At 62.1% G+C, this 22,269-nt stretch carries 21 protein-coding genes and 3 tRNA genes; 20 read left to right on the top strand and 4 right to left on the bottom strand.

Annotation, left to right across the window (positions count from 1 at the left end):
• Positions 1 to 233 precede the first annotated feature (233 nt).
• Genes DQ397_RS16100 through DQ397_RS16090 form a run of 3 tightly spaced genes read left to right on the top strand, consistent with a single transcriptional unit; the run spans position 234 to position 3,796 of the window.
• Entirely contained in the window at positions 234 to 893 is a 660-nt protein-coding gene (locus tag DQ397_RS16100; RefSeq protein WP_043209687.1) for a paraquat-inducible protein A, read from the top strand.
• Entirely contained in the window at positions 880 to 1,503 is a 624-nt protein-coding gene (locus DQ397_RS16095) for a paraquat-inducible protein A (protein ID WP_043209685.1), read from the top strand. Before DQ397_RS16100 ends, DQ397_RS16095 begins: the two co-directional genes overlap by 14 nt.
• Positions 1,496 to 3,796: a PqiB family protein gene (locus DQ397_RS16090; protein WP_043209683.1), complete on the top strand. Its 2,301-nt coding sequence runs from the start codon at positions 1,496 to 1,498 to the stop codon at positions 3,794 to 3,796. Before DQ397_RS16095 ends, DQ397_RS16090 begins: the two co-directional genes overlap by 8 nt.
• A 152-nt stretch (positions 3,797 to 3,948) precedes the next feature.
• On the opposite strand, the gene rpsT is transcribed toward DQ397_RS16090, so the two are convergent.
• The gene (rpsT, locus tag DQ397_RS16085) at positions 3,949 to 4,227 is read right to left on the bottom strand and encodes a 30S ribosomal protein S20 (protein WP_010220592.1); all 279 of its coding nucleotides are present in this window, start codon (positions 4,225 to 4,227) and stop codon (positions 3,949 to 3,951) included.
• A gap of 250 nt (positions 4,228 to 4,477) precedes the next feature.
• Between rpsT and murJ the strand changes: the two genes are divergently transcribed.
• The 6 genes from murJ to ispH all read left to right on the top strand — a co-directional run bounded on the left by murJ (position 4,478) and on the right by ispH (position 11,813).
• A complete protein-coding gene (murJ, locus tag DQ397_RS16080) occupies positions 4,478 to 6,016 on the top strand; it encodes a murein biosynthesis integral membrane protein MurJ (RefSeq protein WP_043209680.1) in 1,539 nt (512 codons plus the stop codon).
• Between the two features lie 118 nt (positions 6,017 to 6,134).
• Positions 6,135 to 7,085, top strand: a complete 951-nt coding sequence (ribF, locus tag DQ397_RS16075; protein ID WP_043209678.1) for a bifunctional riboflavin kinase/FAD synthetase — start codon at positions 6,135 to 6,137, stop codon at positions 7,083 to 7,085.
• Entirely contained in the window at positions 7,082 to 9,913 is a 2,832-nt protein-coding gene (gene ileS, locus DQ397_RS16070; protein ID WP_043209676.1) for an isoleucine--tRNA ligase, read from the top strand. Before ribF ends, ileS begins: the two co-directional genes overlap by 4 nt.
• Complete coding sequence (gene lspA, locus DQ397_RS16065) at positions 9,906 to 10,421, top strand: signal peptidase II (RefSeq protein ID WP_043209674.1); 516 nt, start codon at positions 9,906 to 9,908, stop codon at positions 10,419 to 10,421. The genes ileS and lspA overlap by 8 nt, the downstream gene beginning before the upstream one ends.
• A complete protein-coding gene (gene fkpB / locus DQ397_RS16060) occupies positions 10,414 to 10,851 on the top strand; it encodes an FKBP-type peptidyl-prolyl cis-trans isomerase (RefSeq protein ID WP_043209672.1) in 438 nt (145 codons plus the stop codon). Before lspA ends, fkpB begins: the two co-directional genes overlap by 8 nt.
• Positions 10,852 to 10,865: 14 nt before the next feature.
• On the top strand, positions 10,866 to 11,813 hold the full coding sequence (gene ispH, locus DQ397_RS16055; protein ID WP_043209670.1) for a 4-hydroxy-3-methylbut-2-enyl diphosphate reductase: 948 nt from the start codon (positions 10,866 to 10,868) through the stop codon (positions 11,811 to 11,813).
• On the opposite strand, the gene DQ397_RS16050 is transcribed toward ispH, so the two are convergent.
• The gene (locus tag DQ397_RS16050) at positions 11,814 to 12,305 is read right to left on the bottom strand and encodes a GspH/FimT family pseudopilin (RefSeq protein ID WP_043209669.1); all 492 of its coding nucleotides are present in this window, start codon (positions 12,303 to 12,305) and stop codon (positions 11,814 to 11,816) included.
• A 108-nt stretch (positions 12,306 to 12,413) separates the two neighbouring features.
• Here DQ397_RS16050 and DQ397_RS25050 point away from each other — a divergent pair, with 108 nt between their 5' ends.
• From DQ397_RS25050 to thiO, 5 genes are read left to right on the top strand one after another with little or no spacing between them, the layout of a single operon-like run.
• Positions 12,414 to 12,761, top strand: a complete 348-nt coding sequence (locus tag DQ397_RS25050) for a prepilin-type N-terminal cleavage/methylation domain-containing protein (protein WP_148921582.1) — start codon at positions 12,414 to 12,416, stop codon at positions 12,759 to 12,761.
• The gene (locus DQ397_RS16040; RefSeq protein ID WP_043209667.1) at positions 12,758 to 13,426 is read left to right on the top strand and encodes a PilW family protein; all 669 of its coding nucleotides are present in this window, start codon (positions 12,758 to 12,760) and stop codon (positions 13,424 to 13,426) included. Before DQ397_RS25050 ends, DQ397_RS16040 begins: the two co-directional genes overlap by 4 nt.
• Complete coding sequence (locus tag DQ397_RS16035; RefSeq protein WP_043209665.1) at positions 13,423 to 13,908, top strand: hypothetical protein; 486 nt, start codon at positions 13,423 to 13,425, stop codon at positions 13,906 to 13,908. Before DQ397_RS16040 ends, DQ397_RS16035 begins: the two co-directional genes overlap by 4 nt.
• A 1-nt stretch (position 13,909) precedes the next feature.
• A complete protein-coding gene (locus tag DQ397_RS16030; RefSeq protein WP_043209663.1) occupies positions 13,910 to 14,308 on the top strand; it encodes a type IV pilin protein in 399 nt (132 codons plus the stop codon).
• Positions 14,309 to 14,342: 34 nt separating this feature from the next.
• On the top strand, positions 14,343 to 15,440 hold the full coding sequence (gene thiO, locus DQ397_RS16025) for a glycine oxidase ThiO (RefSeq protein ID WP_043209661.1): 1,098 nt from the start codon (positions 14,343 to 14,345) through the stop codon (positions 15,438 to 15,440).
• A 95-nt stretch (positions 15,441 to 15,535) separates the two neighbouring features.
• Here the strand turns inward: thiO and DQ397_RS16020 are convergent, their stop codons facing one another.
• Together DQ397_RS16020 and DQ397_RS16015 are read right to left on the bottom strand one after the other, a co-directional pair.
• Positions 15,536 to 15,766, bottom strand: a complete 231-nt coding sequence (locus DQ397_RS16020; protein ID WP_043209659.1) for a PP0621 family protein — start codon at positions 15,764 to 15,766, stop codon at positions 15,536 to 15,538.
• A 93-nt stretch (positions 15,767 to 15,859) separates the two neighbouring features.
• Positions 15,860 to 16,879, bottom strand: a complete 1,020-nt coding sequence (locus DQ397_RS16015) for an outer membrane protein assembly factor BamD (protein WP_043209657.1) — start codon at positions 16,877 to 16,879, stop codon at positions 15,860 to 15,862.
• Positions 16,880 to 17,027: 148 nt separating this feature from the next.
• Between DQ397_RS16015 and rluD the strand changes: the two genes are divergently transcribed.
• From rluD to DQ397_RS15985, 6 genes are all read left to right on the top strand, one after another.
• Positions 17,028 to 17,990, top strand: coding sequence for a 23S rRNA pseudouridine(1911/1915/1917) synthase RluD (gene rluD / locus DQ397_RS16010; protein ID WP_043209655.1), 963 nt, complete (start codon positions 17,028 to 17,030; stop codon positions 17,988 to 17,990).
• Complete coding sequence (pgeF, locus tag DQ397_RS16005; protein ID WP_043209653.1) at positions 17,987 to 18,724, top strand: peptidoglycan editing factor PgeF; 738 nt, start codon at positions 17,987 to 17,989, stop codon at positions 18,722 to 18,724. The genes rluD and pgeF overlap by 4 nt, the downstream gene beginning before the upstream one ends.
• 242 nt (positions 18,725 to 18,966) lie before the next feature.
• Positions 18,967 to 21,531, top strand: a complete 2,565-nt coding sequence (clpB, locus tag DQ397_RS16000; protein ID WP_043209651.1) for an ATP-dependent chaperone ClpB — start codon at positions 18,967 to 18,969, stop codon at positions 21,529 to 21,531.
• A gap of 368 nt (positions 21,532 to 21,899) precedes the next feature.
• Positions 21,900 to 21,975: transfer RNA gene (locus tag DQ397_RS15995), tRNA-Asn, on the top strand.
• Between the two features lie 4 nt (positions 21,976 to 21,979).
• A tRNA-Pro gene (locus DQ397_RS15990) sits at positions 21,980 to 22,056 on the top strand.
• Between the two features lie 6 nt (positions 22,057 to 22,062).
• Positions 22,063 to 22,138, top strand: a tRNA-Lys gene (locus tag DQ397_RS15985).
• The last annotated feature ends 131 nt before the right edge of the window (positions 22,139 to 22,269 follow it).

Below are 22,269 nucleotides of genomic sequence, written 5' to 3'. Positions count from 1 at the left end.
GCATCGCCGATGGTAGTGTGGGGCTTCCCCATGTGAGAGTAGGTCATCGTCAAGATTCATTTCGCAAAACCCCTATCTGCGTGAGCAGGTAGGGGTTTTGTCTTTTCTGGTGCCGACCGCTACGCTCCACTAGCAAGCGGTCCGGCACCCAGAGCCATCCCCATGGCCATCATCTCCCACAATTTGAGTCAGAGCACTAGAATAGCCTCCATTCATCTATTCAGAATTTCGATATGCCTAATCCTGTCGACTCCGAAGCGCTGGCCCATTTGCCGCTGGATAAGCTCGTGGCTTGCCACGAATGCGACCTGTTGATGCGTAAGCCGGTGCTACAGAATGACGAAAAGGCACATTGCCCGCGGTGTGGCTACGAGCTTTATGCTCATCGTCACAACGTGGTCAATCGCAGCCTTGCGTTGGTGTTGACGGCCTTGCTGCTCTATGTGCCCGCCAACTTTCTGCCCATCATGCAGCTGCACTTGCTCGGTCAGACGTCGGACGACACTGTCTGGAGTGGTGTGCTAGGCCTATTCAACTCGAATATGCGCGGCGTGGCAGTCGTCGTGTTCCTATGCAGCATGGCGATCCCATTGCTCAAGCTTCTCTGCCAATTACTGGTTCTGTTGAGCATTCGCCTAGATATCGGACGAAGTTACGGATTGCTCTTCTATCGTATTTATCACCACCTGCGTGACTGGGGCATGCTCGAGGTCTACTTCATGGGGGTGCTGGTTGCCATCGTCAAACTGGTCGATCTTGCGGAACTGACCATAGGCCTGGGGCTGTTTTGTTTCATCAGTTTGTTATTGGTCCAGGTATGGCTGGAGGTAGTGATGTCACCACATCAGATCTGGAGTGCGTTGTCGGGGGAGGATGAGCATGCGGGCGATTGATGCAGGCATCCTGGTCTGTAATGAGTGTCATGAGCTGAACCGGCAGGCATCTGGCAGTGATGCGCAGTCCTGTACCCGTTGCGGCGCCACCGTGCATGCACGGCGCCCCAACAGTATCGTGCGCACTTGGGCGCTTCTGATCACCGCGTCCATTCTCTATATTCCCGCCAACGTGTTGCCGATCATGACAGTCAGCGCGCTGGGGCAGGGCAGCCCGGACACGATCATGTCTGGAGTCATCACCCTGCTCAAGCACGGCATGTTGCCTATCGCCGCCGTGGTGTTCATTGCCAGTATTCTGGTGCCCACCTTCAAGCTGGTGGGTATCGGGCTGTTGTTGTATTCGGTGCAACGTCATCAACCGCTGTCGGCGCGTCAGCGGATCCTGATGTACCGCTTCATCGAGTTCATTGGCCGCTGGTCCATGCTGGATATCTTCGTCATCGCCATCTTGGTGGCGGTGGTGAATTTCGGCCGTATTGCCAGCGTCGAAGCCAACTTGGGCGCCGTCGCCTTCGCCTCTGTGGTGATACTGACGATGCTTGCAGCTTTAACTTTCGATCCCCGACTGATTTGGGATAACGCGGAGTCGGATAACGACCATGAGTGACATGCCTACGGCTAAAACCCGCCCAGCTTCGAACTGGTCGGCGATATGGATTTTGCCGCTGATTGCCTTGCTGATAGGTGGCTGGCTGGCTTGGCAGGCCTATCGTGATTCAGGGGTAGATATCCAGGTTCGTTTCCTGTCCGGTGAAGGCATCGTCGCCAACAAGACCGAAGTCATCTACAAGGGCATGTCCGTCGGCAAGGTGAAGGCCTTGGTGCTCGATGCCAAAGGAAGCAATACGGGTGTCATCGCCACCATCGAGATGAGGAAGGAGGCCGAGCCGCATCTGACCACCGGGACGCGCTTCTGGCTGGTGAAGCCGAGCGTCAGCCTGGCAGGGATCACAGGGCTGGAAACGCTGGTTTCAGGTAACTACATTGCCGTCAGCCCCGGTGAGGGGGAGAAGACCAAGCGCTTTACCGCCCTCTCCGAGGCACCGCCGTTGTCCGATAGCGAGCCGGGCCTGCACCTGACCCTCAAGGCCGATCGTCTGGGCTCGCTCAATCGCGACAGCCCTATTTTCTACAAGCAGATCCAGGTCGGCCGGGTGAAGAGCTACCGCCTTTCCGAAGACCAGGACACGGTAGAGATCAAAGTGTTCATTGAGCCGGCCTACGCGAATCTGGTGCGCAAGCACACACGATTCTGGAATGCCAGTGGCATCAGCATCGATGCGGATCTATCGGGCGTGAAGGTGCGCAGTGAATCCTTGGCCAGCATTGTCGCCGGGGGCATCGCCTTTGCCACTCCCGAATACCGCAAGGACAGCCCTCCCACCGACCCCAGCCTGCCTTTCCGTCTGTACGAGGACTTCGACGCTGCTCAGGCGGGTATCCGTATCAAGGTCAAGCTGACAGACTACGAAGGCCTGCAGGCTGGGCGTACCCCTGTCATGTACAAAGGTATCCAGGTGGGGTCGTTGAAGACGATGAAGATCGCGGACGACCTGACCAGCGCCACGGCCGAGTTGACACTCGACCCGCTGGCCGAAGACTACCTGGTCGAAGGGACGCAGTTCTGGGTGGTCAAGCCTTCCATTTCGCTGGCCGGTATCACGGGCCTGGAGGCCTTGGTCAAAGGCAACTATATCGCCATACGTCCAGGCGAGAAGGGCGCCAAGCCACAGCGCGAGTTCGAGGCGCGCCCGAAGGCGCCACCGTTGGACCTGAAAGCGCCAGGCCTGCACATGGTGCTGTTTGCCGATAACCTGGGCTCGCTGGAAGTCGGAAGCCCGGTGATGTATCGCCAGGTCAAGGTCGGTAGCGTGCAAAGCTACCAGTTTGCTCGCAACAGCAAGCGCATCCTGATTGGCGTGCATATCGAGAAGGAGTACGCCCATCTGGTCAACGGCTCCTCGCGCTTCTGGAATGCCAGTGGCATCACCTTGTCTGGCGATCTTTCGGGGATCAAGGTCAAGAGTGAATCGCTGCAGACGCTCATGGCAGGTGGTGTGGCATTCGATACGCCAAAGGCTGATGTGCCTTTGAAACGGCGCATTCCCCGCTTCCGCCTGCACGACAATCAGGAGGCCGCGGATCGTGCGGGTACCCTGATCACCATTCGTGTGGATCGCGCCGATGGCCTTAAGCCAGGCACGCCTATCCGCTTCCGCGGCCTGGATGTGGGGAGTGTGGAAAGCGTCGACCTGACGTCCGACCTGCAGGCTGTGCTGCTGCGGGCGCGCATCACCGGAGCCCAGGACCGCATCGCCCGGGTTGGTACCCAGTTCTGGGTGGTCAAGCCGGCCTTTGGCCTAGTGCGTACCGAAAACCTCGATACCCTGGTTGGCGGGCTCTACCTTGAGGTGCTGCCAGCGTTGAAGTCCAAGGGGCCGCAGCGCGACTTTATCGCCTTGCCCGAGGCGCCCGAGCTGACCGAGCCGGAGGTCGGCTTGCCGCTGACCCTCAGTGCACCGCGTCGTGGATCCATCAAGCCCGGCGTGCCGGTGACCTATCGTGAGGTGACAGTGGGCAAGGTGACGGGCTTCGAGCTGGGGCAGACCGCTGATCGTGTCCTTATCCAAATCCTTATCGAGCCTCGCTACGCGGCCTTGGTGCGTGGTGGGAGCCGGTTCTGGAATAGCAGCGGCTTTGGCTTCGACTGGGGCCTGTTCAAGGGCGCCACGGTTCGCACCGAGTCCTTGGAGACGCTTATCGATGGCGGGATTGCCTTCGCGACGCCCGATGGCGACAAGATGGGCAGTCCAGCCCGGCCGCAACAGACCTTCGCCCTGTTCGACAAGCCTGAGGATGAATGGCTGCTATGGGCGCCGAAGATCCAGATCGGCAAATAGTACGTGCAAAAGGGGCCGCAGTGCGGCCCTGTCACCATGCAAGGCTCGGCGCGTTGCGTGGTTACGGGGTCTCACTGCGGCCCTTTTCATTGGCTCAAATCGCAGGCAATAAAAAACCGACCCTAGGGTCGGTTTTTCGACAAGCGCATCGCTTAGGCAGCTGCAGCTTCTTTCAGCGCCTTGATGTGGCCATTCAGACGGCCTTTGTGGCGAGCAGCCTTGTTCTTGTGGATGATGCCTTTGTCGGCCATACGGTCGATAACAGGCACAGCCAGGGTGTAGGCGGCTTGCGCTTTTTCGGCGTCTTTTGCGTCGATGGCCTTGACTACATTCTTGATGTAGGTGCGGACCATGGAACGCAGGCTGGCGTTGTGGCTGCGACGCTTCTCAGCCTGTTTTGCACGTTTCTTGGCGGAAGGTGAGTTGGCCACCGTCGAGCTCCTCGAAAGACTTTAGGTAAATAGCAAACAAAATAGGCCGCGAATCATGCCGATCAGTCGAACGGTTGTCAAGGCCACCTTGAGGGTTCCGCCGAGCGGTTCGCGAGCGTGAAGGAATGATTCCTTTCTGCGCAGCGACCTGTAAACTCGGGAGTTTTGGCTTCCCCTTCAACGGCGCGGAAGTATCGCACATTCGGGCGCTTTCTGGCAGCGCCCTCCGTCCCTGGCGTGAAATTTTTCCATGAACCTGCTCAAATCCCTGGCCGCCGTCAGTTCCATCACCATGATCTCCCGGGTACTCGGGTTCATACGCGACACCATCCTGGCGCGGGTTTTCGGCGCCGGTATCGCGACCGATGCCTTTTTCATCGCCTTCAAGCTGCCCAACCTGCTGCGCCGGATCTTCGCCGAAGGTGCGTTCTCGCAGGCGTTCGTGCCGATTCTGGCGGAGTACAAGACTCAGCAGGGTGAGGAAGCGACCCGCACGTTCATTGCCTACGTCAGCGGCCTGCTGACCCTGGCACTGGCTCTGGTCACCGCCCTGGGAATTCTCGCCGCGCCCTGGGTGGTCTGGGTGACCGCTCCGGGCTTCGTCGACAGTGCCGAAAAATACGAGCTCACCACCGCCCTGCTGCGGGTGACATTTCCTTATATATTGCTGATCTCGCTTTCCTCGCTGGCCGGGGCGATCCTCAATACCTGGAACCGTTTTTCGGTGCCGGCCTTCACCCCGACGCTGTTGAACGTCGCCATGATCGCCTTCGCCGTGCTGCTCACACCGTATTTTGATCCACCCATCATGGCCTTGGCCTGGGGTGTGCTTGCCGGGGGGCTGGCGCAGCTGCTGTACCAACTGCCGGCATTGAAGAAGATCGGTATGCTCGTGCTGCCGCGGCTGAACCTGCGCGACACCGGCGTCTGGCGTGTGCTCAAGCAGATGCTGCCGGCGATCCTCGGAGTGTCCGTCAGCCAAATCTCGCTGATCATCAACACAATCTTCGCCTCCTTCCTGGTGGCCGGTTCGGTGTCCTGGATGTACTACGCCGACCGCCTCATGGAGTTGCCCTCCGGCGTGCTGGGCGTGGCGCTGGGCACCATCTTGCTGCCGACCCTGGCCAAGACCTACGCCAATCGTGACCGGCACGAGTATTCGCGGATTCTCGATTGGGGGCTGCGTCTGTGCTTCTTGCTGGTGCTGCCTTGCACCTTGGCCCTGGGCATTCTCGCCGAGCCGCTGACCGTCGCGCTGTTCCAGTACGGCAAGTTCACTGCGTTCGATGCTGCCATGACCCAGCGCGCCCTGATCGCCTATTCGGTCGGCCTGCTCGCGCTGATTCTCGTCAAGGTGCTGGCCCCGGGCTTCTATGCGCAGCAGAATATCCGTACGCCGGTGAAGATCGCGATCTTCACCTTGGTCTGCACCCAACTGCTCAACCTGGCCCTGATCGGTCCGTTGCAGCATGCGGGCCTTGCCCTGGCGATCAGTCTTGGGGCTTGCCTGAATGCCGGTTTGCTGTACTGGAAGCTGCGCAGCCAGCAGTTGTTCCAGCCGCAGCCGGGCTGGACGGTGTTTCTGTGCAAGCTGGTACTGGCGGTGGGCCTGATGTCCGGTGTGCTGCTGGCTGGCATGCATTACATGCCAGCCTGGGAGCAGGGCGGGATGCCTGAGCGATTCCTGCGTCTAGGGGCATTGATCTTCGCGGGTGTGGTGACCTACTTCGGTTGCCTGTTCCTGTGCGGGTTCCGGCCTCGGCATTTTGCCCGCAAGGCCTTGCACTAAGGCCGATGTCGGGTCAGACGTCGGTTTTTCGCATTCCACGTCACCCCCTGGCGCTGCTGCCTGTCACCGGCGCCCGGGTGTGGTTATAATCGGCCACTTTATGAGCAAGAAGCGCGTTATGCAGCTGGTTCGAGGTCTTCACAACCTGCGCCCCGAGCACCGGGGCTGTGTCGCCACCATTGGCAACTTCGACGGGGTTCACCGTGGCCACCAGGCAATCCTGGCGCGCCTGCGCGAGCGTGGGCAGGCGCTTGGCTTGCCAACCTGCGTGGTGATCTTCGAGCCTCAACCACGTGAATACTTCGCCCCCGATACCGCACCTGCTCGCCTGGCTCGGCTGCGCGACAAGGTCGAACTGCTGGCTGCCGAGGGTATCGATCGGGTCCTGTGCCTGGCCTTCAACCAGCGCCTGAGCCAGCTCAGCGCCCAAGAGTTCGTCAAGGCCATCCTGGTCGACGGCCTGGGTGTGCGCCACCTCGAAGTGGGTGATGATTTCCGCTTCGGCTGCGACCGCGCCGGCGACTTCGCCTTCCTGGTCGAGGCCGGGCATCAATACGGTTTCAGCGTGGAGGCGGCCAACACCGTCATCCAGGACGGATTGCGGGTGAGCAGCACCGAGGTGCGCAAGGCGTTGGCCCAAGCCGATTTCGAGCTGGCTGCGCACCTGCTGGGCCGCCCCTACCGTATCACCGGCCGGGTGTTGCACGGCCAGAAGCTGGCGCGCCAGCTCGGCACACCCACCGCCAATATCCAGCTCAAGCGCCGCCGCGTGCCGCTGAGCGGCGTCTACCTGACCAGCGCCGAGATCGACGGCAAGGTCTGGCCAGGTGTCGCCAACATCGGGGTTCGTCCCACCGTCGCCGGTGATGGCCGTCCCCACCTGGAGATTCATCTTTTGGATTTCGCCGGCGATCTGTATGGCCGGCGCCTGACGGTGGAGTTCCACCAGAAGCTGCGCGAGGAGCAGCGTTTCGCCTCCCTGGAGGCGCTGAAGTCGGCGATCGACGCGGACATCGCCGCCGCACGTGCCCATTGGCACGCTCAACCGCTAACGAAGAGCCTGAAATGACCGACTACAAAGCCACGCTTAACCTTCCGGACACCGCCTTCCCGATGAAGGCCGGCCTGCCTCAGCGCGAACCGCAGATCCTGCAGCGCTGGGACAGCATTGGCCTGTACCAGAAGCTGCGTGAAATTGGCAAGGATCGTCCGAAGTTCGTCCTCCACGACGGCCCGCCCTATGCCAACGGCAAGATTCATATCGGTCATGCGCTGAACAAGATCCTCAAGGACATGATCGTCCGTTCCAAGACCCTGTCGGGCTTCGATGCGCCCTACGTACCGGGCTGGGACTGCCACGGCCTGCCGATCGAGCACAAGGTCGAGGTCACCCACGGCAAGCACCTGACCGCAGACCGCACCCGCGAACTGTGCCGTGAGTACGCCGCCGAGCAGATCGAAGGCCAGAAGACCGAGTTCATCCGCCTGGGTGTGCTGGGCGACTGGGACAACCCCTACAAGACCATGAACTTTGCCAACGAGGCTGGTGAAATCCGTGCCCTGGCCGAGATGGTCAAGCAAGGTTTCGTGTTCAAGGGCCTCAAGCCTGTGAACTGGTGTTTCGACTGCGGATCGGCACTGGCCGAGGCCGAAGTCGAGTATGCCGACAAGAAATCCCAGACCATCGACGTGGCCTTCCCGGTCGCCGATGCCGACAAGCTGGCTGCCGCCTTCGGCCTGGCGAGCCTCGCCAAGCCCGCCGCCATCGTCATCTGGACCACCACCCCTTGGACCATCCCGGCCAACCAGGCGCTGAATATCCACCCGGAGTTCAACTACGCCCTGGTCGACACCGGCGAGCGCCTGCTGGTGCTGGCCGAAGAACTGGTCGAGTCCTGCCTCAAGCGCTACAACCTGGAAGGTTCGGTGATCGCCACCGCGCCGGGTTCGGCACTTGAACTGATCAATTTCCGTCACCCATTCTACGACCGCCTGTCGCCGATCTACCTGGCCGACTACGTCGAACTGGGCGCCGGTACCGGCGTGGTGCACTCCTCGCCAGCCTACGGTGAAGACGACTTCGTCACCTGCAAGCGCTATGGCATGGTTAACGAAGACATCCTCACCCCGGTGCAGAGCAACGGCGTGTATGTCGAGTCGCTGCCGTTCTTCGGCGGCCAGTTCATCTGGAAGGCCAACCCGGCCATCGTCGACAAGCTGAGCGAAGTCGGCGCGCTGATGCACACCGAGACCATCAGCCACAGCTACATGCACTGCTGGCGTCACAAGACCCCGCTGATCTACCGCGCCACCGCCCAATGGTTCGTCGGCATGGACAAGCAGCCCACCACCGGCGAGCCGCTGCGTGAGCGTGCCCTCAAGGCCATCGAAGACACCAAGTTCGTGCCGTCCTGGGGCCAGGCCCGCCTGCACGCGATGATCGCCAATCGCCCTGACTGGTGCATCTCGCGTCAGCGCAACTGGGGCGTGCCGATTCCGTTCTTCCTCGACAAGCAGACCGGCGAGCTGCACCCGCGCACCGTCGAGCTGATGGAGGAAGTGGCCAAGCGCGTCGAGAAGGAAGGCATCGAGGCGTGGTTCAAGCTGGATGCCGCTGAATTGCTCGGTGAAGAAGCCGGCCAGTACGACAAGATCTCCGACACCCTGGACGTCTGGTTCGACTCCGGCACCACCCACTGGCATGTGCTGCGTGGTTCCCACGATATCGGCCATTCGACCGGCCCGCGCGCCGACCTGTACCTGGAAGGCTCCGACCAGCACCGCGGCTGGTTCCACTCTTCCTTGCTGACCGGCTGCGCCATCGACAACCATGCGCCATATCGCGAACTGCTGACCCACGGCTTCACCGTGGACGAGAGCGGCCGCAAGATGTCCAAGTCGCTGGGCAACACCATCGAGCCACAGAAGGTCAACGACACCCTGGGTGCCGATATCCTGCGCCTGTGGGTCTCGGCCACCGACTATTCCGGCGAAATGGCGGTCTCCGAGCAGATCCTGCAGCGTAGCGCCGACGCCTACCGTCGTATCCGTAACACCGCGCGCTTCCTGCTTTCCAACCTGTCCGGCTTCGACCCGGCCCGTGACCTGCTGCCGGCCGACGACATGCTGGCGCTGGACCGCTGGGCCGTCGACCGCACCTTGCTGCTGCAGCGCGAACTCGAAGAGCACTACAGCGAGTACCGTTTCTGGAACGTCTATTCCAAGGTGCACAACTTCTGCGTTCAGGAGCTGGGTGGCTTCTACCTCGACATCATCAAGGACCGCCAGTACACCACCGGCGCCAACAGTGTCGCCCGACGCTCCTGCCAGACCGCGCTGTACCACATCAGCGAGGCCCTGGTGCGCTGGATCGCCCCGATCCTGGCGTTCACCGCCGACGAGATCTGGCAGTACCTGCCAGGCGAGCGCAACGAGTCGGTGATGCTCAACACTTGGTACCAAGGGCTGTCCGATCTGCCGGAAGGCTTCGAGCTGGATCGCGCCTACTGGGATCGCGTCATGGCGGTCAAGGCAGCGGTCAACAAGGAGCTGGAGAACCAGCGCGCGGCCAAGGCCATCGGTGGCAACCTGCAGGCTGAAGTCACCCTGTTCGCCGAAGAAGGCCTGAGCGCCGACCTGGCCAAACTGGGCGATGAACTGCGCTTCGTGCTGATCACTTCCGCCGCCAGCGTGGTGCCGTTCGTCCAGGCGCCGGCCGATGCCGTGACAACCGAAGTCGAAGGCCTCAAGCTGAAAGTCGTCAAGTCCGGCCATGCCAAGTGCGGCCGTTGCTGGCACTTCCGCGCCGACGTCGGCAGCCACCCGGAGCATCCGGAAATCTGCGGCCGCTGCGTAGACAACCTCAGCGGTTCCGGCGAGGTGCGCCACTATGCCTAATCCTGCAGCGGGGCGCTTGGGGCGCCTTGCCTGGCTCTGGCTGAGCCTGGTGGTCCTGGTCCTTGACCAGGCCACCAAGGTCTATTTCGAGGGTGCCCTTAAGCTGTACCAGCAGATCGTGGTCATCCCCGATTACTTCAGCTGGACCCTGGCCTACAACACTGGTGCTGCATTCAGCTTCCTGGCCGACAGCTCCGGCTGGCAGCGCTGGCTGTTCGCCCTGATCGCCGTGGTGGTCAGTGCGGTGCTGGTGGTCTGGCTCAAGCGCCTGGGGCGCAACGACACCTGGCTGGCCGTGGCCTTGGCGCTGGTGCTCGGTGGTGCGCTGGGCAACCTGTACGACCGCATTGTGCTGGGCCACGTGGTCGACTTCATCCTGGTGCACTGGCAGAACCGTTGGTATTTCCCGGCCTTCAACCTGGCCGACAGCGCTATCACCGTTGGTGCGGTGATGCTGGCGCTGGATATGTTCAAGAGCAAGAAGTCCGGAGAGCCTGTCCATGACTGAAACCCGTATCGGTCAGAACACTGAAGTCACCCTGCACTTCGCGCTGCACCTGGAAAACGGCGACACCGTCGACAGCACGTTCGACAAGGCACCAGCCACCTTCAAGGTGGGCGACGGTAATCTGCTGCCAGGCTTTGAAACCGCGCTGTTCGGCTTCAAGGCCGGTGACAAGCGTACGCTGACCATCGTCCCTGAGAACGCCTTCGGCCAGCCGAACCCGCAGAACGTACAGGTCATGCCGCGCTCGCAATTCGTTGACATGGAGTTGTCCGAAGGCTTGCTGGTGATCTTCAACGACGCCGCCAACGCCGAGCTGCCTGGCGTGGTCAAGGCGTTCGACGACGACCAGGTGACCATCGATTTCAATCACCCACTGGCTGGCAAGACCCTGACTTTCGAGGTGGAGATCCTCGAGGTCAAGGCCCTGTAAGCCTGGAGCCGAGCATGCAAATCAAACTCGCCAACCCTCGCGGATTCTGCGCGGGGGTCGACCGGGCGATCGAGATCGTCAACCGCGCCCTGGAAGTCTTCGGCCCGCCGATCTATGTGCGTCATGAAGTGGTGCACAACAAGTTCGTGGTCGAGGACCTGCGCAACCGCGGGGCCATCTTCGTCGAAGAGCTCGACCAGGTGCCGGACGACGTCATCGTCATCTTCAGCGCCCATGGTGTTTCCCAGGCCGTGCGCCAGGAAGCGGCCGGCCGGGGGCTGAAGGTGTTCGACGCCACCTGCCCGCTGGTGACCAAGGTTCACATCGAGGTGGCCAAGTACAGTCGCGATGGCAAGGAGTGCATTCTCATCGGCCATGCCGGGCATCCGGAAGTCGAGGGCACCATGGGCCAGTACGACGCCAGCAATGGCGGCGCGATCTACCTGGTCGAGGATGAGGACGATGTCGCCAACCTTCAGGTTCGCGATCCCGAGCACCTGGCCTTCGTGACCCAGACGACTCTGTCGATGGATGACACCAGCCGTGTCATCGACGCCCTGCGTGCGCGCTTCCCGAACATCGGTGGTCCGCGCAAGGACGACATCTGCTATGCCACGCAAAACCGTCAGGACGCCGTCAAGCAGCTTGCCGATGAGTGTGACGTGGTACTGGTGGTCGGCAGCCCCAACAGTTCCAACTCCAACCGCCTTCGCGAGCTGGCCGAACGCATGGGGACCCCGGCGTACCTCATCGACGGTGCCGAGGACCTGCAGCAAGGCTGGTTCGAGGGCGTGGCCCGTATCGGCATCACCGCGGGTGCCTCGGCTCCCGAAGTGCTGGTGCGTGGCGTGATCGAACAACTGCGTGCCTGGGGCGCCACCGGCGCTGAAGAGCTCGATGGCCGGGAAGAGAACATCACCTTCTCCATGCCCAAGGAACTGCGGGTTCGCTCGCTGATCTGATCAGGCGCCTGCGCACCGTGACGAGTCTCTCGTTCCGGTGCGCAGGTCGACCCTGCCGCTGGGTGCCAACACCACCCAATACCGGCTCGTTTGCTCCGTGCGTGGGCAAATCTCCAACGTAGCCCCGAGAAACCCGCGATTGCCCCGCAGCGGAACGCCCAGGCCGCTGAATGTCACCTCGTTATCCACATTGCTGGCGATCTCGAGCCTGCGCGCGAGGCGTTGCTCGTGCAGTAGTTGCCCGTTGTGTGCCAGGTGTGTACGCCAGCCCAGACCCCAGTCCCCCTCCAACGCTTGTACCTGTACCGCTTGCTGCTGTAGCACGGCATGGCTGCGTGCGCTACGCAGTGCTTGCGCCAAATAGCGGGCCGCGGCGGCTTGGTGCAGGTCGTGACTGAGATTGGCGTAGGCCGGCAATCCAACTTGTGCCAGAAGGCTGATCAGCGCCAAGGCGCACATCATTTGTATCAGTGTTGCTCCACGTTGCTGCACCGTGCATTTCTCCCAGGACGTGCTTCGCTGTAGCTTCGAGGCCGACGGACAGGGCGTCCAGTCGGCAGATTTGGAGAGCAAGAGCAGGAAAATTCCCAGGAGGGAAGGATGCAAGCGAGGGAGCGCGGCATAACGCTGCTGGAAGTGTTGTTGACGATGACTGTGTTGGCGCTGGGGTTGTTCGCTGCCGCGGCTCAACAATTGCGCGGGTTGCAGATAAGTGACGAGGCGCGGCGTGACAGCCAGGCGGTCTATTTGGCGCAAGGGTTGTTGGAGCGCGGCAGGGCGGTCGGTGTCCTGCCGGAGGCCGAGCGGGCGGATTGGCAAGGCCGGATTCGCCGGCTGCTGGGTGCTTCGGCGCAAGGTCGGGCGACGGGCGCCGGTGAAACCTGGTCGTTGGAAATTCACAGGTCAGGCCAGGCGCTCATCAGCTTGCGGGGCAGGGTATCGCCATGAGGCATACCCAGGCAGGCTACGGGTTGCTCGAGGCCTTGCTGGCGCTGACGATCGGGCTGGTACTGCTGGGGACGGCGAGCCAGGTGTTCGTGTCCACCTATCAGGCTTGGCAAGCGCAGGCCGCCACGGCACGACTGCAGGATGACGCCCGGCTGGCGTTGCATCGCATGGCTCAGGACATCCGTTCGGCCGGTATGTTGGGCTGCCTGCGTCACGACGCCATCACCTTCGACAGCCCGGCGGCAGCCGCCGCCTTCGCCCAGCCTGTGCGCATCGCCCGAACCGGGGGCGGACGCCTGGAGAGCCTGAACCTGGTCGGTGAGCAATTACCCGGTACCGGGCGACAAGCGGACTGGGTACTGCTGACCGATTGCCTGAGCTGGGCCCAGGTGAGTAACCCGCGCGACGTCAGCGCGCGATCCGATGCGCTGCTGTTCCCCCTCCAGCGCATTGCCTACCAACTGCAGGGTAATGATTTGCGGTTGGTGCGTGGCAGCCAGTCCCAGACGCTGATCGATCAGGTGCGTGACCTGCGCGCCACGCTGGTGCCGACGCAAGAGGGCGGGCGCGTCGATGTGCAGCTCACGTTGTTCGACCCGCGCCACCAGATCGAGCTGCGGCATGAGATGAGTGTGGCCCTGCGCAACCGGTTGCCCGAGTCATGAGGCGCCAACAGGGTATCGTCCTTCTGACCGGACTGCTGCTGAGTCTGCTCTTGGGGCTGCTGGCGGCATCGGCGCTGCACGACGCCCTGCGGCTGGCGCGCTCGACTGCTCAACTGCTGGTCAGTGCCCAAGCACTGGAGCAGGCAGAGGCAACCTTGCTGGAGGGCCGTGACCGCTTGCTGCGGGCGCCGCCAAGGCCCTGCGCGCCGCCCTGTGCGCCGCCCGCCGAAGCCCATGATGTGCGGGGCGGGGAGGCGGCATGGCAGCGAGCGGAGCAGGGTTTTTTCTTTCTGCAGAACCTGGGTGAAAGCACTCGGGCGGTACATGTCCCCGAAGACATCCCTGTGCGCCTGTTCAGGGTCACGGCGGTGAGCCAGCACCTGACGGCGCGGCATGTGCTGGAAGCAATCTACGCCGTTGAGGCAGGGCAAAAGACGCGCGCCCAGCGCATCGTATGGCGCCAACGATTGAGGGAACAGTGACATGCAGCGAGGCCTTGGCCTGATCGAATTGTTGATTGTGCTGGCGGTGACCGGCATTCTGGCAGCCATTGCCTACCCCAGTTACAGCGACCAGCTCAGGCGTGCCGCGCGAAGCGAAGTGATTGGCCTGCTGCAGGACGCAGCCCTGCGTCTGGAACGCCACAGAGCGCGTACTGGACAGTACGCCGATCCTGACCCTCAGGTACCGCCTTTGCCTGTCGGCACACGCTATTACCGCTTGCTGGCGCAACGTGACGACGACAGCTTCGTGCTGCTCGCCAGGCGCCTGCCCGAGGGCATGATGGTTGACGATCGTTGTGGCGACTTCCAGCTCGATCAGGCTGGAGTGCGTGGCAATCCGGGTGCCGGCATGCCGGCCGAAGATTGCTGGGGGCGTTGAAGGCCCGGATTTAATTCAGCTAGTGGATCGACAGATGAGCAAGCAAGTAGTGGTTGTCGGTGGTGGGGTGATCGGGCTGCTGACGGCGTTCAACCTGGCGCCGAAGGTCGACCAGGTGGTGGTATGCGATCAGGGTGAGGTGGGGCGCGAGTCGTCCTGGGCCGGCGGCGGTATCGTCTCGCCGCTGTACCCCTGGCGCTACAGCCCGGCGGTAACCGCCCTGGCGCACTGGTCGCAGGACTTCTATCCACAACTGGGTGAGCGCCTGTTCGCCTCTACCGGCATCGATCCGCAAGTGCATACCACCGGCCTGTACTGGCTGGACCTGGACGACGAAGCCGAAGCCCTGGACTGGGCTGAGCGCGAGCAGCGGCCGTTGAGCGCTGTGGATATCTCGGCGGCATACGATGCAGTACCGGTGCTTGGCCCTGGCTTCAAGCGCGCCATCTACATGGCGGGGGTGGCCAATGTGCGTAACCCGCGCTTGGTGAAGTCACTCAAGGCTGCATTGCTGGCGATGCCCAATGTGACCCTGCGCGAGCATTGCCCGGTCAGCGGGTTCTGCCAGGAAGGTGGCCGCATCACTGGCGTACACACTAACGAGGGCGTGCTGACGGCGGACGAGGTGGTGCTCAGTGCCGGTGCCTGGAGTGGCGACCTGCTGCGTACACTGGGGTTGGAACTGCCGGTGGAGCCGGTGAAGGGGCAGATGATCCTGTTCAAGTGCGCCGAAGACTTCTTGCCGAGCATGGTCCTGGCCAAAGGGCGCTATGCCATTCCGCGTCGTGACGGGCACATCCTGGTGGGCAGTACCCTCGAGCACGCCGGATACGACAAGACTCCCACCAACGAGGCGCTGGAAAGCCTCAAGGCTTCGGCGGTGGAGCTATTGCCGGCCTTGGCGAATGCCGAAGTGGTAGCACATTGGGCTGGCCTGCGCCCTGGCTCGCCGGAAGGGATTCCCTATATCGGGCCAGTGCCGGGGCACGAAGGGCTGTGGTTGAACTGCGGGCATTACCGCAATGGGCTGGTGCTGGCGCCCGCATCGTGCCAGCTGTTCACCGACCTGTTGACCGGCGGTCAGCCGATCATCGATCCGGTGCCTTATGCGCCAGGTGCGCGTCTGGTTTGACTTCGCAGCTCCCGCAGGATCTGTGGGAGCGCGTTTATCCGCGAATAGGTCGGCGCCAGCACGAGGCAGTTGTTCCGCACAGCCAACGATCGACCTCAGCGCTGTTGCCCTGGCCCTTGCTCCAGATGAGCCTGGCTGCAATACCAGTCATTGCCCCGTCGCAATGCGCGATCGTTGGGCAGGTGCACGCCGCAGTGGGCGCAGCGCACCATCTTCAGCGGGTCATCGAGCTTGGGCTCGGAGGAAGACTGCTGGCTGGCGTTGAATTTGCGCCACAGCCAGAACGCAGCGCCGATCACGGCGATCCAGAAAAGTAGACGAACCATGGTGTCCAGTTTGTCGAGAGGAAAGACCGACAGTCTAGGGCGCAGCCAATAAAAAAGGGAGGCCTTGGGCCTCCCTTTCTGTTGCGCGTGATATCAGTCGAACAGACCAAAGGTCATGTAGCTGAACCACGAGCGGTCTTTTTCGGCTTCTTTCGGGCCTTCCGGCAGGATCGGGTTGCCGTCCTCGTCCTTGGGCAGCAGCTCTTCAGGCATCTCCGAGCGCGCATCCTGGAACTGCTTGACCACGTCCTGGTTGGCGCGGGTTTCGCCCGGCGGCAGCGGGGTCTCGGTCTCGATCAGGCCCAGGGTGGCCTTGGACAGCCAGGAGCGGTTGTCGGCTTCTTCCTGCTTGGGCTGGAATTGACCGTCGACCAGGCTCGGGTGGTCCGGGTAGTTGAGCTTGAGGGTTTCCAGGCTGGTGGCAGCCAGTTCGTCCAGGTGCAGGCGCTGGTAGGCCTCGACCATCACGGCCAGGCCGTCGCCGACCGATGGGGTTTCCTGGAAGTTCTCGACCACGTAGCGGCCACGGTTGGCGGCGGCCACATAAGCCTGACGGCTCAGGTAGTAGTCGGCGACGTGAATTTCGTAGGAAGCCAGCAGGTTGCGCAGGTAGATCATGCGCTGCTTGGCGTCCGGCGAGTAGCGGCTGTTGGGGAAGCGGCTGGTCAGCTGGGCGAACTCGTTGTAGGAGTCGCGGGCGGCACCTGGGTCACGCTTGGTCATGTCCAGTGGCAGGAAGCGCGCCAGCAGGCCGCGGTCCTGGTCGAACGAGGTCAGGCCCTTGAGGTAATAGGCATAATCGACGTTCGGGTGCTGCGGGTGCAGGCGGATGAAGCGCTCGGCGGCGGATTTGGCAGCCTCCGGCTCGGCATTCTTGTAGTTGGCGTAGATCAGTTCCAGCTGTGCCTGGTCGGCGTAGCGGCCGAACGGGTAGCGCGATTCCAGGGCCTTGAGCTTGTTCACGGCGCTGGTATAGCTGTGGTTGTCCAGGTCGGCCTGCGCCTGCTGGTACAGCTCGGCCTCGCTGAGGTTCTCGTCGACGACTTCCTTGTTGGAGGAACAGGCAGCGGTGAGCCCGAGAATGGCGATCAGCAGCAGGTGTTTCACTTGCATGGCGGCTTGCGTCCCTTTGACGGCCGCTGTCTTGGGCGGTGCCGTCCTGTTATGATGAGCGCCCCCGGCCAAACCCGGGGCAAAAGAAGCCGTATTTAACCACAAGCGTGCAGCTGAAACCAAAGGCTGTGCGCCCGCCGAATCGAGCATGTCCGAGATCATTCAACTTAGCGCAGAGGTCCCGTCCGAACTGGGGGGCCAACGCCTCGACCAAGTCGCCGCCCAACTCTTCTCCGAGTACTCGCGCTCGCGCCTGTCCTCGTGGATCAAGGACGGCCGCCTGACGGTCGACGGCGCGGTACTGCGCCCGCGCGATATCGTCCACAGTGGCTCCGTCCTGGCCCTCGACGCCGAGCAGGAAGCCCAGGGTGAATGGGTGGCCCAGGACATCGAGCTGGATATCGTCTACGAAGACGACCAGATCCTGGTGATCAACAAGCCTGCCGGGCTGGTGGTCCACCCGGCGGCGGGCCATGCCGACGGCACCCTGCTCAATGCCTTGTTGCACCACGTGCCGGACATCATCAACGTGCCGCGTGCCGGTATCGTGCATCGCCTGGACAAAGACACCACCGGCCTGATGGTGGTGGCCAAGACCCTGCAGGCCCAGACCAACCTGGTCGACCAGCTGCAAAAGCGCTCGGTAAGCCGCATCTACGAGTGCATCGTGGTCGGCGTGGTCACCGCCGGTGGCAAGATCGACGCGCCTATCGGCCGTCACGGCGGCATGCGCCAGCGCATGGCGGTGACCGACGGCGGCAAGCCTGCGGTCAGCCACTATCGCGTACTCAAACGCTTCCGCTCGCACACGCATGTGCGGGTCAAACTCGAAACCGGCCGTACCCACCAGATCCGCGTGCACATGGCCCATGTGGGCTTCCCGCTGGTCGGCGACCAGACCTACGGCGGGCGCTTCCGCATTCCACCGGCAGCCAGCGTGGCCATGGTCGAGGCGGTCAAGCACTTCCCGCGCCAGGCCTTGCATGCGCGCTTCCTGGCGTTGGATCACCCGACCACCGGCGAACGCATGGAATGGGCTTCGCCGTTGCCGGATGATTTCGTCTGGTTGCTGTCGCTGCTCGCCCAGGACCGTGAGAGCTTCATCGGATGAGCGGCCTGACGCAGTCGCTGCTGTTCCCCGACTGGCCGGCCCCGGCCTCGGTGCACGCCTGCGTCACCACCCGCGAGGGCGGCGTCAGCCTGCCGCCCTACGAGTCCTTCAACCTGGGTGACCACGTGGGCGACGACCCGGTTGCGGTCGCCGAGAATCGCCGCCGCCTGAGCGACGCCTTCGGCATCCGGCCGGCCTGGCTCAAGCAGGTGCATGGCCTGGTTGTGGCCGATGCCGACCCGGCGGTGGTGGCCGAGGCCGACGCCAGTTTCACCGACCAGCCCGGCATCGCCTGCACGGTGATGACCGCCGACTGCCTGCCGGCCCTGTTCTGCGACCGTGCCGGTACCCGCGTGGCGGCCGCTCATGCAGGCTGGCGCGGGTTGGCTGGCGGTGTGCTGGAAGCCACGCTCGATCGCCTCGGTGTTCCTGCCGACGAGGTGTTGGTATGGCTGGGCCCGGCCATTGGGCCACAGGCGTTCGAGGTGGGGCTGGAAGTGCGCGATGCTTTTACCGCCGTGCACCCCGAGTCTGCTGCAGCCTTCGTCAACGGTGAGCGCCCGGGCAAACTGATGGCCGATATCTACCAGCTGGCGCGTATCCGCCTGGCGGCCCGTGGTGTCACTGCTGTATATGGTGGTGGTTTCTGCACGGTCAACGACCCTCGCTTCTTCTCTTATCGACGCACGCCGCAGGGTGGGCGTTTCGCTTCGTTGGTCTGGCTGCGGCCTTGATGCCCTAGAGGCCGCTTCGCGCCTCATCCCAGACCTCGCCAGCGCCTATAGTCTCGCGAATATCTTGTAGAAGCCTGCCCGGGCGCGCAAAGCGCTCTTGGTCAGATCCGCACTGCTGACCTATGTCAACCCCGCTAAGCTTGAAAAACCCAGAATCAGCCTTATCTATTGGTCATCTCAGGCAGGTTCTTCATTACAGGTGCTATCCATCGCTCCGCCTGCCCTTATAGGAAGGTATCCCCATGCGAATAGACCGTTTGACCAGCAAGCTGCAACTGGCGTTATCCGATTCCCAATCCCTGGCCGTGGGCATGGACCATCCGGCCATTGAACCTTTGCACTTGATGCAGGCGCTGATCGATCAGCAAGGCGGGTCCATCAAGCCGCTGCTGATGCAGGTCGGCTTTGACATCAATGGCCTGCGTCAGGCTCTGGCCAAAGAGCTGGACCAACTGCCGAAAATCCAGAATCCCACGGGCGATGTGAACATGTCCCAGGACCTGGCGCGCCTGCTCAACCAGGCCGACCGCCTGGCCCAGCAGAAGGGCGACCAGTTCATTTCCAGCGAGCTTGTGTTGCTCGCCGCCATGGACGAGAACAGCAAGCTTGGCAAACTCCTGCTCAGCCAGGGCGTGAGCAAGAAGGCGCTGGAAAACGCCATCAACAACCTGCGCGGCGGTGCGGCGGTCAACGACCCCAATGCCGAGGAGTCGCGCCAGGCTCTGGACAAGTACACCGTCGACCTGACCAAGCGCGCCGAGGAAGGCAAGCTCGACCCGGTGATTGGCCGTGACGATGAGATCCGCCGTACCGTGCAGGTCCTGCAGCGTCGTACCAAGAACAACCCCGTGCTCATCGGTGAGCCTGGCGTGGGCAAGACCGCCATCGCTGAAGGCCTGGCCCAGCGCATCATCAACGGCGAAGTGCCCGATGGCCTCAAGGGCAAGCGCCTGCTCGCCCTGGACATGGGCGCGCTGATCGCTGGCGCGAAGTATCGCGGTGAGTTCGAAGAACGCCTCAAAGCGTTGCTCAACGAATTGTCGAAGCAGGAAGGCCAGATCATCCTGTTCATCGACGAACTGCACACCATGGTCGGCGCCGGTAAAGGCGAGGGCGCCATGGACGCCGGCAACATGCTCAAGCCGGCCCTGGCCCGTGGTGAACTGCACTGTGTGGGCGCAACCACGCTCAACGAGTATCGCCAGTTCATCGAAAAAGACGCAGCGCTCGAGCGCCGCTTCCAAAAGGTGCTGGTCGAGGAACCGAGCGAGGAAGACACCATCGCCATCCTGCGTGGCCTGAAGGAGCGCTACGAGGTGCACCACAAAGTGGCCATCACCGACGGTGCCATCATCGCCGCAGCCAAGCTCAGCCACCGCTACATCACCGACCGTCAGTTGCCGGACAAGGCTATCGACCTGATCGACGAAGCGGCCAGCCGCATCCGCATGGAGATCGACTCCAAGCCTGAAGTGCTCGACCGCCTCGACCGTCGCTTGATTCAGCTGAAGGTGGAGTCCCAGGCGCTCAAGAAAGAAGAAGACGAGGCTGCGAAAAAACGCCTCGAGAAGCTGACCGAGGAAATCGAGCGTCTGGAGCGTGAGTACTCCGACCTGGAAGAAATCTGGGCCTCGGAAAAAGCCGAGGTGCAGGGTTCTGCGCAGATCCAGCAAAAGATCGAGCAGGCCCGTCAGGAACTCGAAGCTGCCCGCCGCAAAGGTGACCTGAGCCGCATGGCCGAGCTGCAGTATGGGATCATCCCTGATCTTGAGCGCAGCCTGCAGATGGTCGACCAGCACGGCAAGACCGAGAACCAGTTGCTGCGTAACAAGGTGACTGAAGAAGAAATCGCCGAAGTGGTCTCCAAGTGGACCGGCATCCCGGTGGCCAAGATGCTCGAAGGCGAGCGTGAGAAGCTGCTGAAGATGGAAGAGTTGCTGCACCAGCGCGTGATCGGCCAGAACGAAGCCGTCACCGCCGTGGCCAACGCCGTACGTCGCTCCCGGGCCGGTCTCGCCGACCCGAACCGCCCAAGCGGCTCGTTCCTGTTCCTCGGCCCGACCGGTGTGGGCAAGACCGAGTTGTGCAAGGCGCTGGCCGAGTTTCTCTTCGATACCGAGGAGGCCATGGTACGGATCGACATGTCCGAGTTCATGGAGAAGCACTCCGTGGCTCGCCTGATCGGCGCTCCACCCGGATACGTCGGTTACGAGGAGGGCGGTTACCTGACCGAGGCTGTGCGTCGCAAGCCGTATTCGGTGGTGCTGCTGGACGAAGTGGAAAAGGCTCACCCGGACGTGTTCAACGTGCTGTTGCAGGTACTTGAAGATGGCCGCTTGACCGACAGCCATGGCCGTACCGTGGACTTCCGCAACACGGTGATCGTGATGACCTCCAACCTGGGCTCGGCGCAGATCCAGGAACTGGCCGGTGACCGTGAGGCGCAACGTGCGGCGGTGATGGACGCGGTAAGTTCGCACTTCCGTCCGGAGTTCATCAACCGGATCGACGAAGTGGTGGTGTTCGAGCCGCTGGGGCGCGAGCAGATCGCCGGTATCACCGAGATCCAGCTTGGCCGCCTGCGCAGCCGTCTGGCCGAGCGCGAGCTGTCGCTGAGCCTGAGCCCGGAGGCCTTGGACAAACTGATCGCAGTCGGTTACGACCCGGTGTATGGCGCACGGCCGCTCAAGCGTGCGATCCAGCGCTGGATCGAAAACCCGCTGGCGCAGTTGATCCTCGGTGGGCAGTTCCTGCCTGGTGCGGCGATCACCGCCAAGGTCGAAGGCGACGAAATCGTCTTTGCCTGAGCCCGGCAGTCAAGAAAGAGCCCCGCCTTGGCGGGGCTTTTTCGTTTCGGCTTTGCGGCGTTGGGCCTGTCGACGCAGTTGCTCGGTAACGCAAACCCCTGATTTTTCTGGGCCCGATCTAACTAGCTGAATATTTTGAAAAAAATGCTTGCACAGAAAATCGAGTGCCCCTAATATACGCCCCGCTGTCAGGCACTACACAGATCACCGGCGGTACAAGGGATCTGAAAACAATTTGCAAATCAGTAACTTGAAAGCAAATTGGGGGTTGACAAGCAAAACGAAGAATGTAGAATAGCCGGCCTCAGCAGCGACAACGCTGAAGAGTTCGAAGCTAACACAGACTTCGAAGTTGTACGAAGTTCAGTTCCGCGATAGCTCAGTCGGTAGAGCAAATGACTGTTAATCATTGGGTCCCTGGTTCGAGTCCAGGTCGCGGAGCCAATTTCGGGGTGTAGCGCAGTCCGGTAGCGCGCCTGCTTTGGGAGCAGGATGTCAGGAGTTCGAATCCCCTCACCCCGACCATTTTCCGGGTCGTTAGCTCAGTTGGTAGAGCAGTTGGCTTTTAACCAATTGGTCGTAGGTTCGAATCCTACACGACCCACCATGTAAAAAGGGCATCTCGAATGAGATGCCCTTTTTCTTTTGCCTCGAATTTATCCAAACTTGTCACTGCACGACGGCACCCGTCAGTGCCCCTTCAAAGATTTCGGGCAGTACCCGACGATTAAGCACAAA

The sequence above is a fragment of the Pseudomonas sp. CK-NBRI-02 genome (genome assembly GCF_008124495.1).
Taxonomy (GTDB): domain Bacteria; phylum Pseudomonadota; class Gammaproteobacteria; order Pseudomonadales; family Pseudomonadaceae; genus Aquipseudomonas; species Aquipseudomonas guariconensis.
This window is presented reverse-complemented; position numbering and strand designations above follow the sequence as displayed.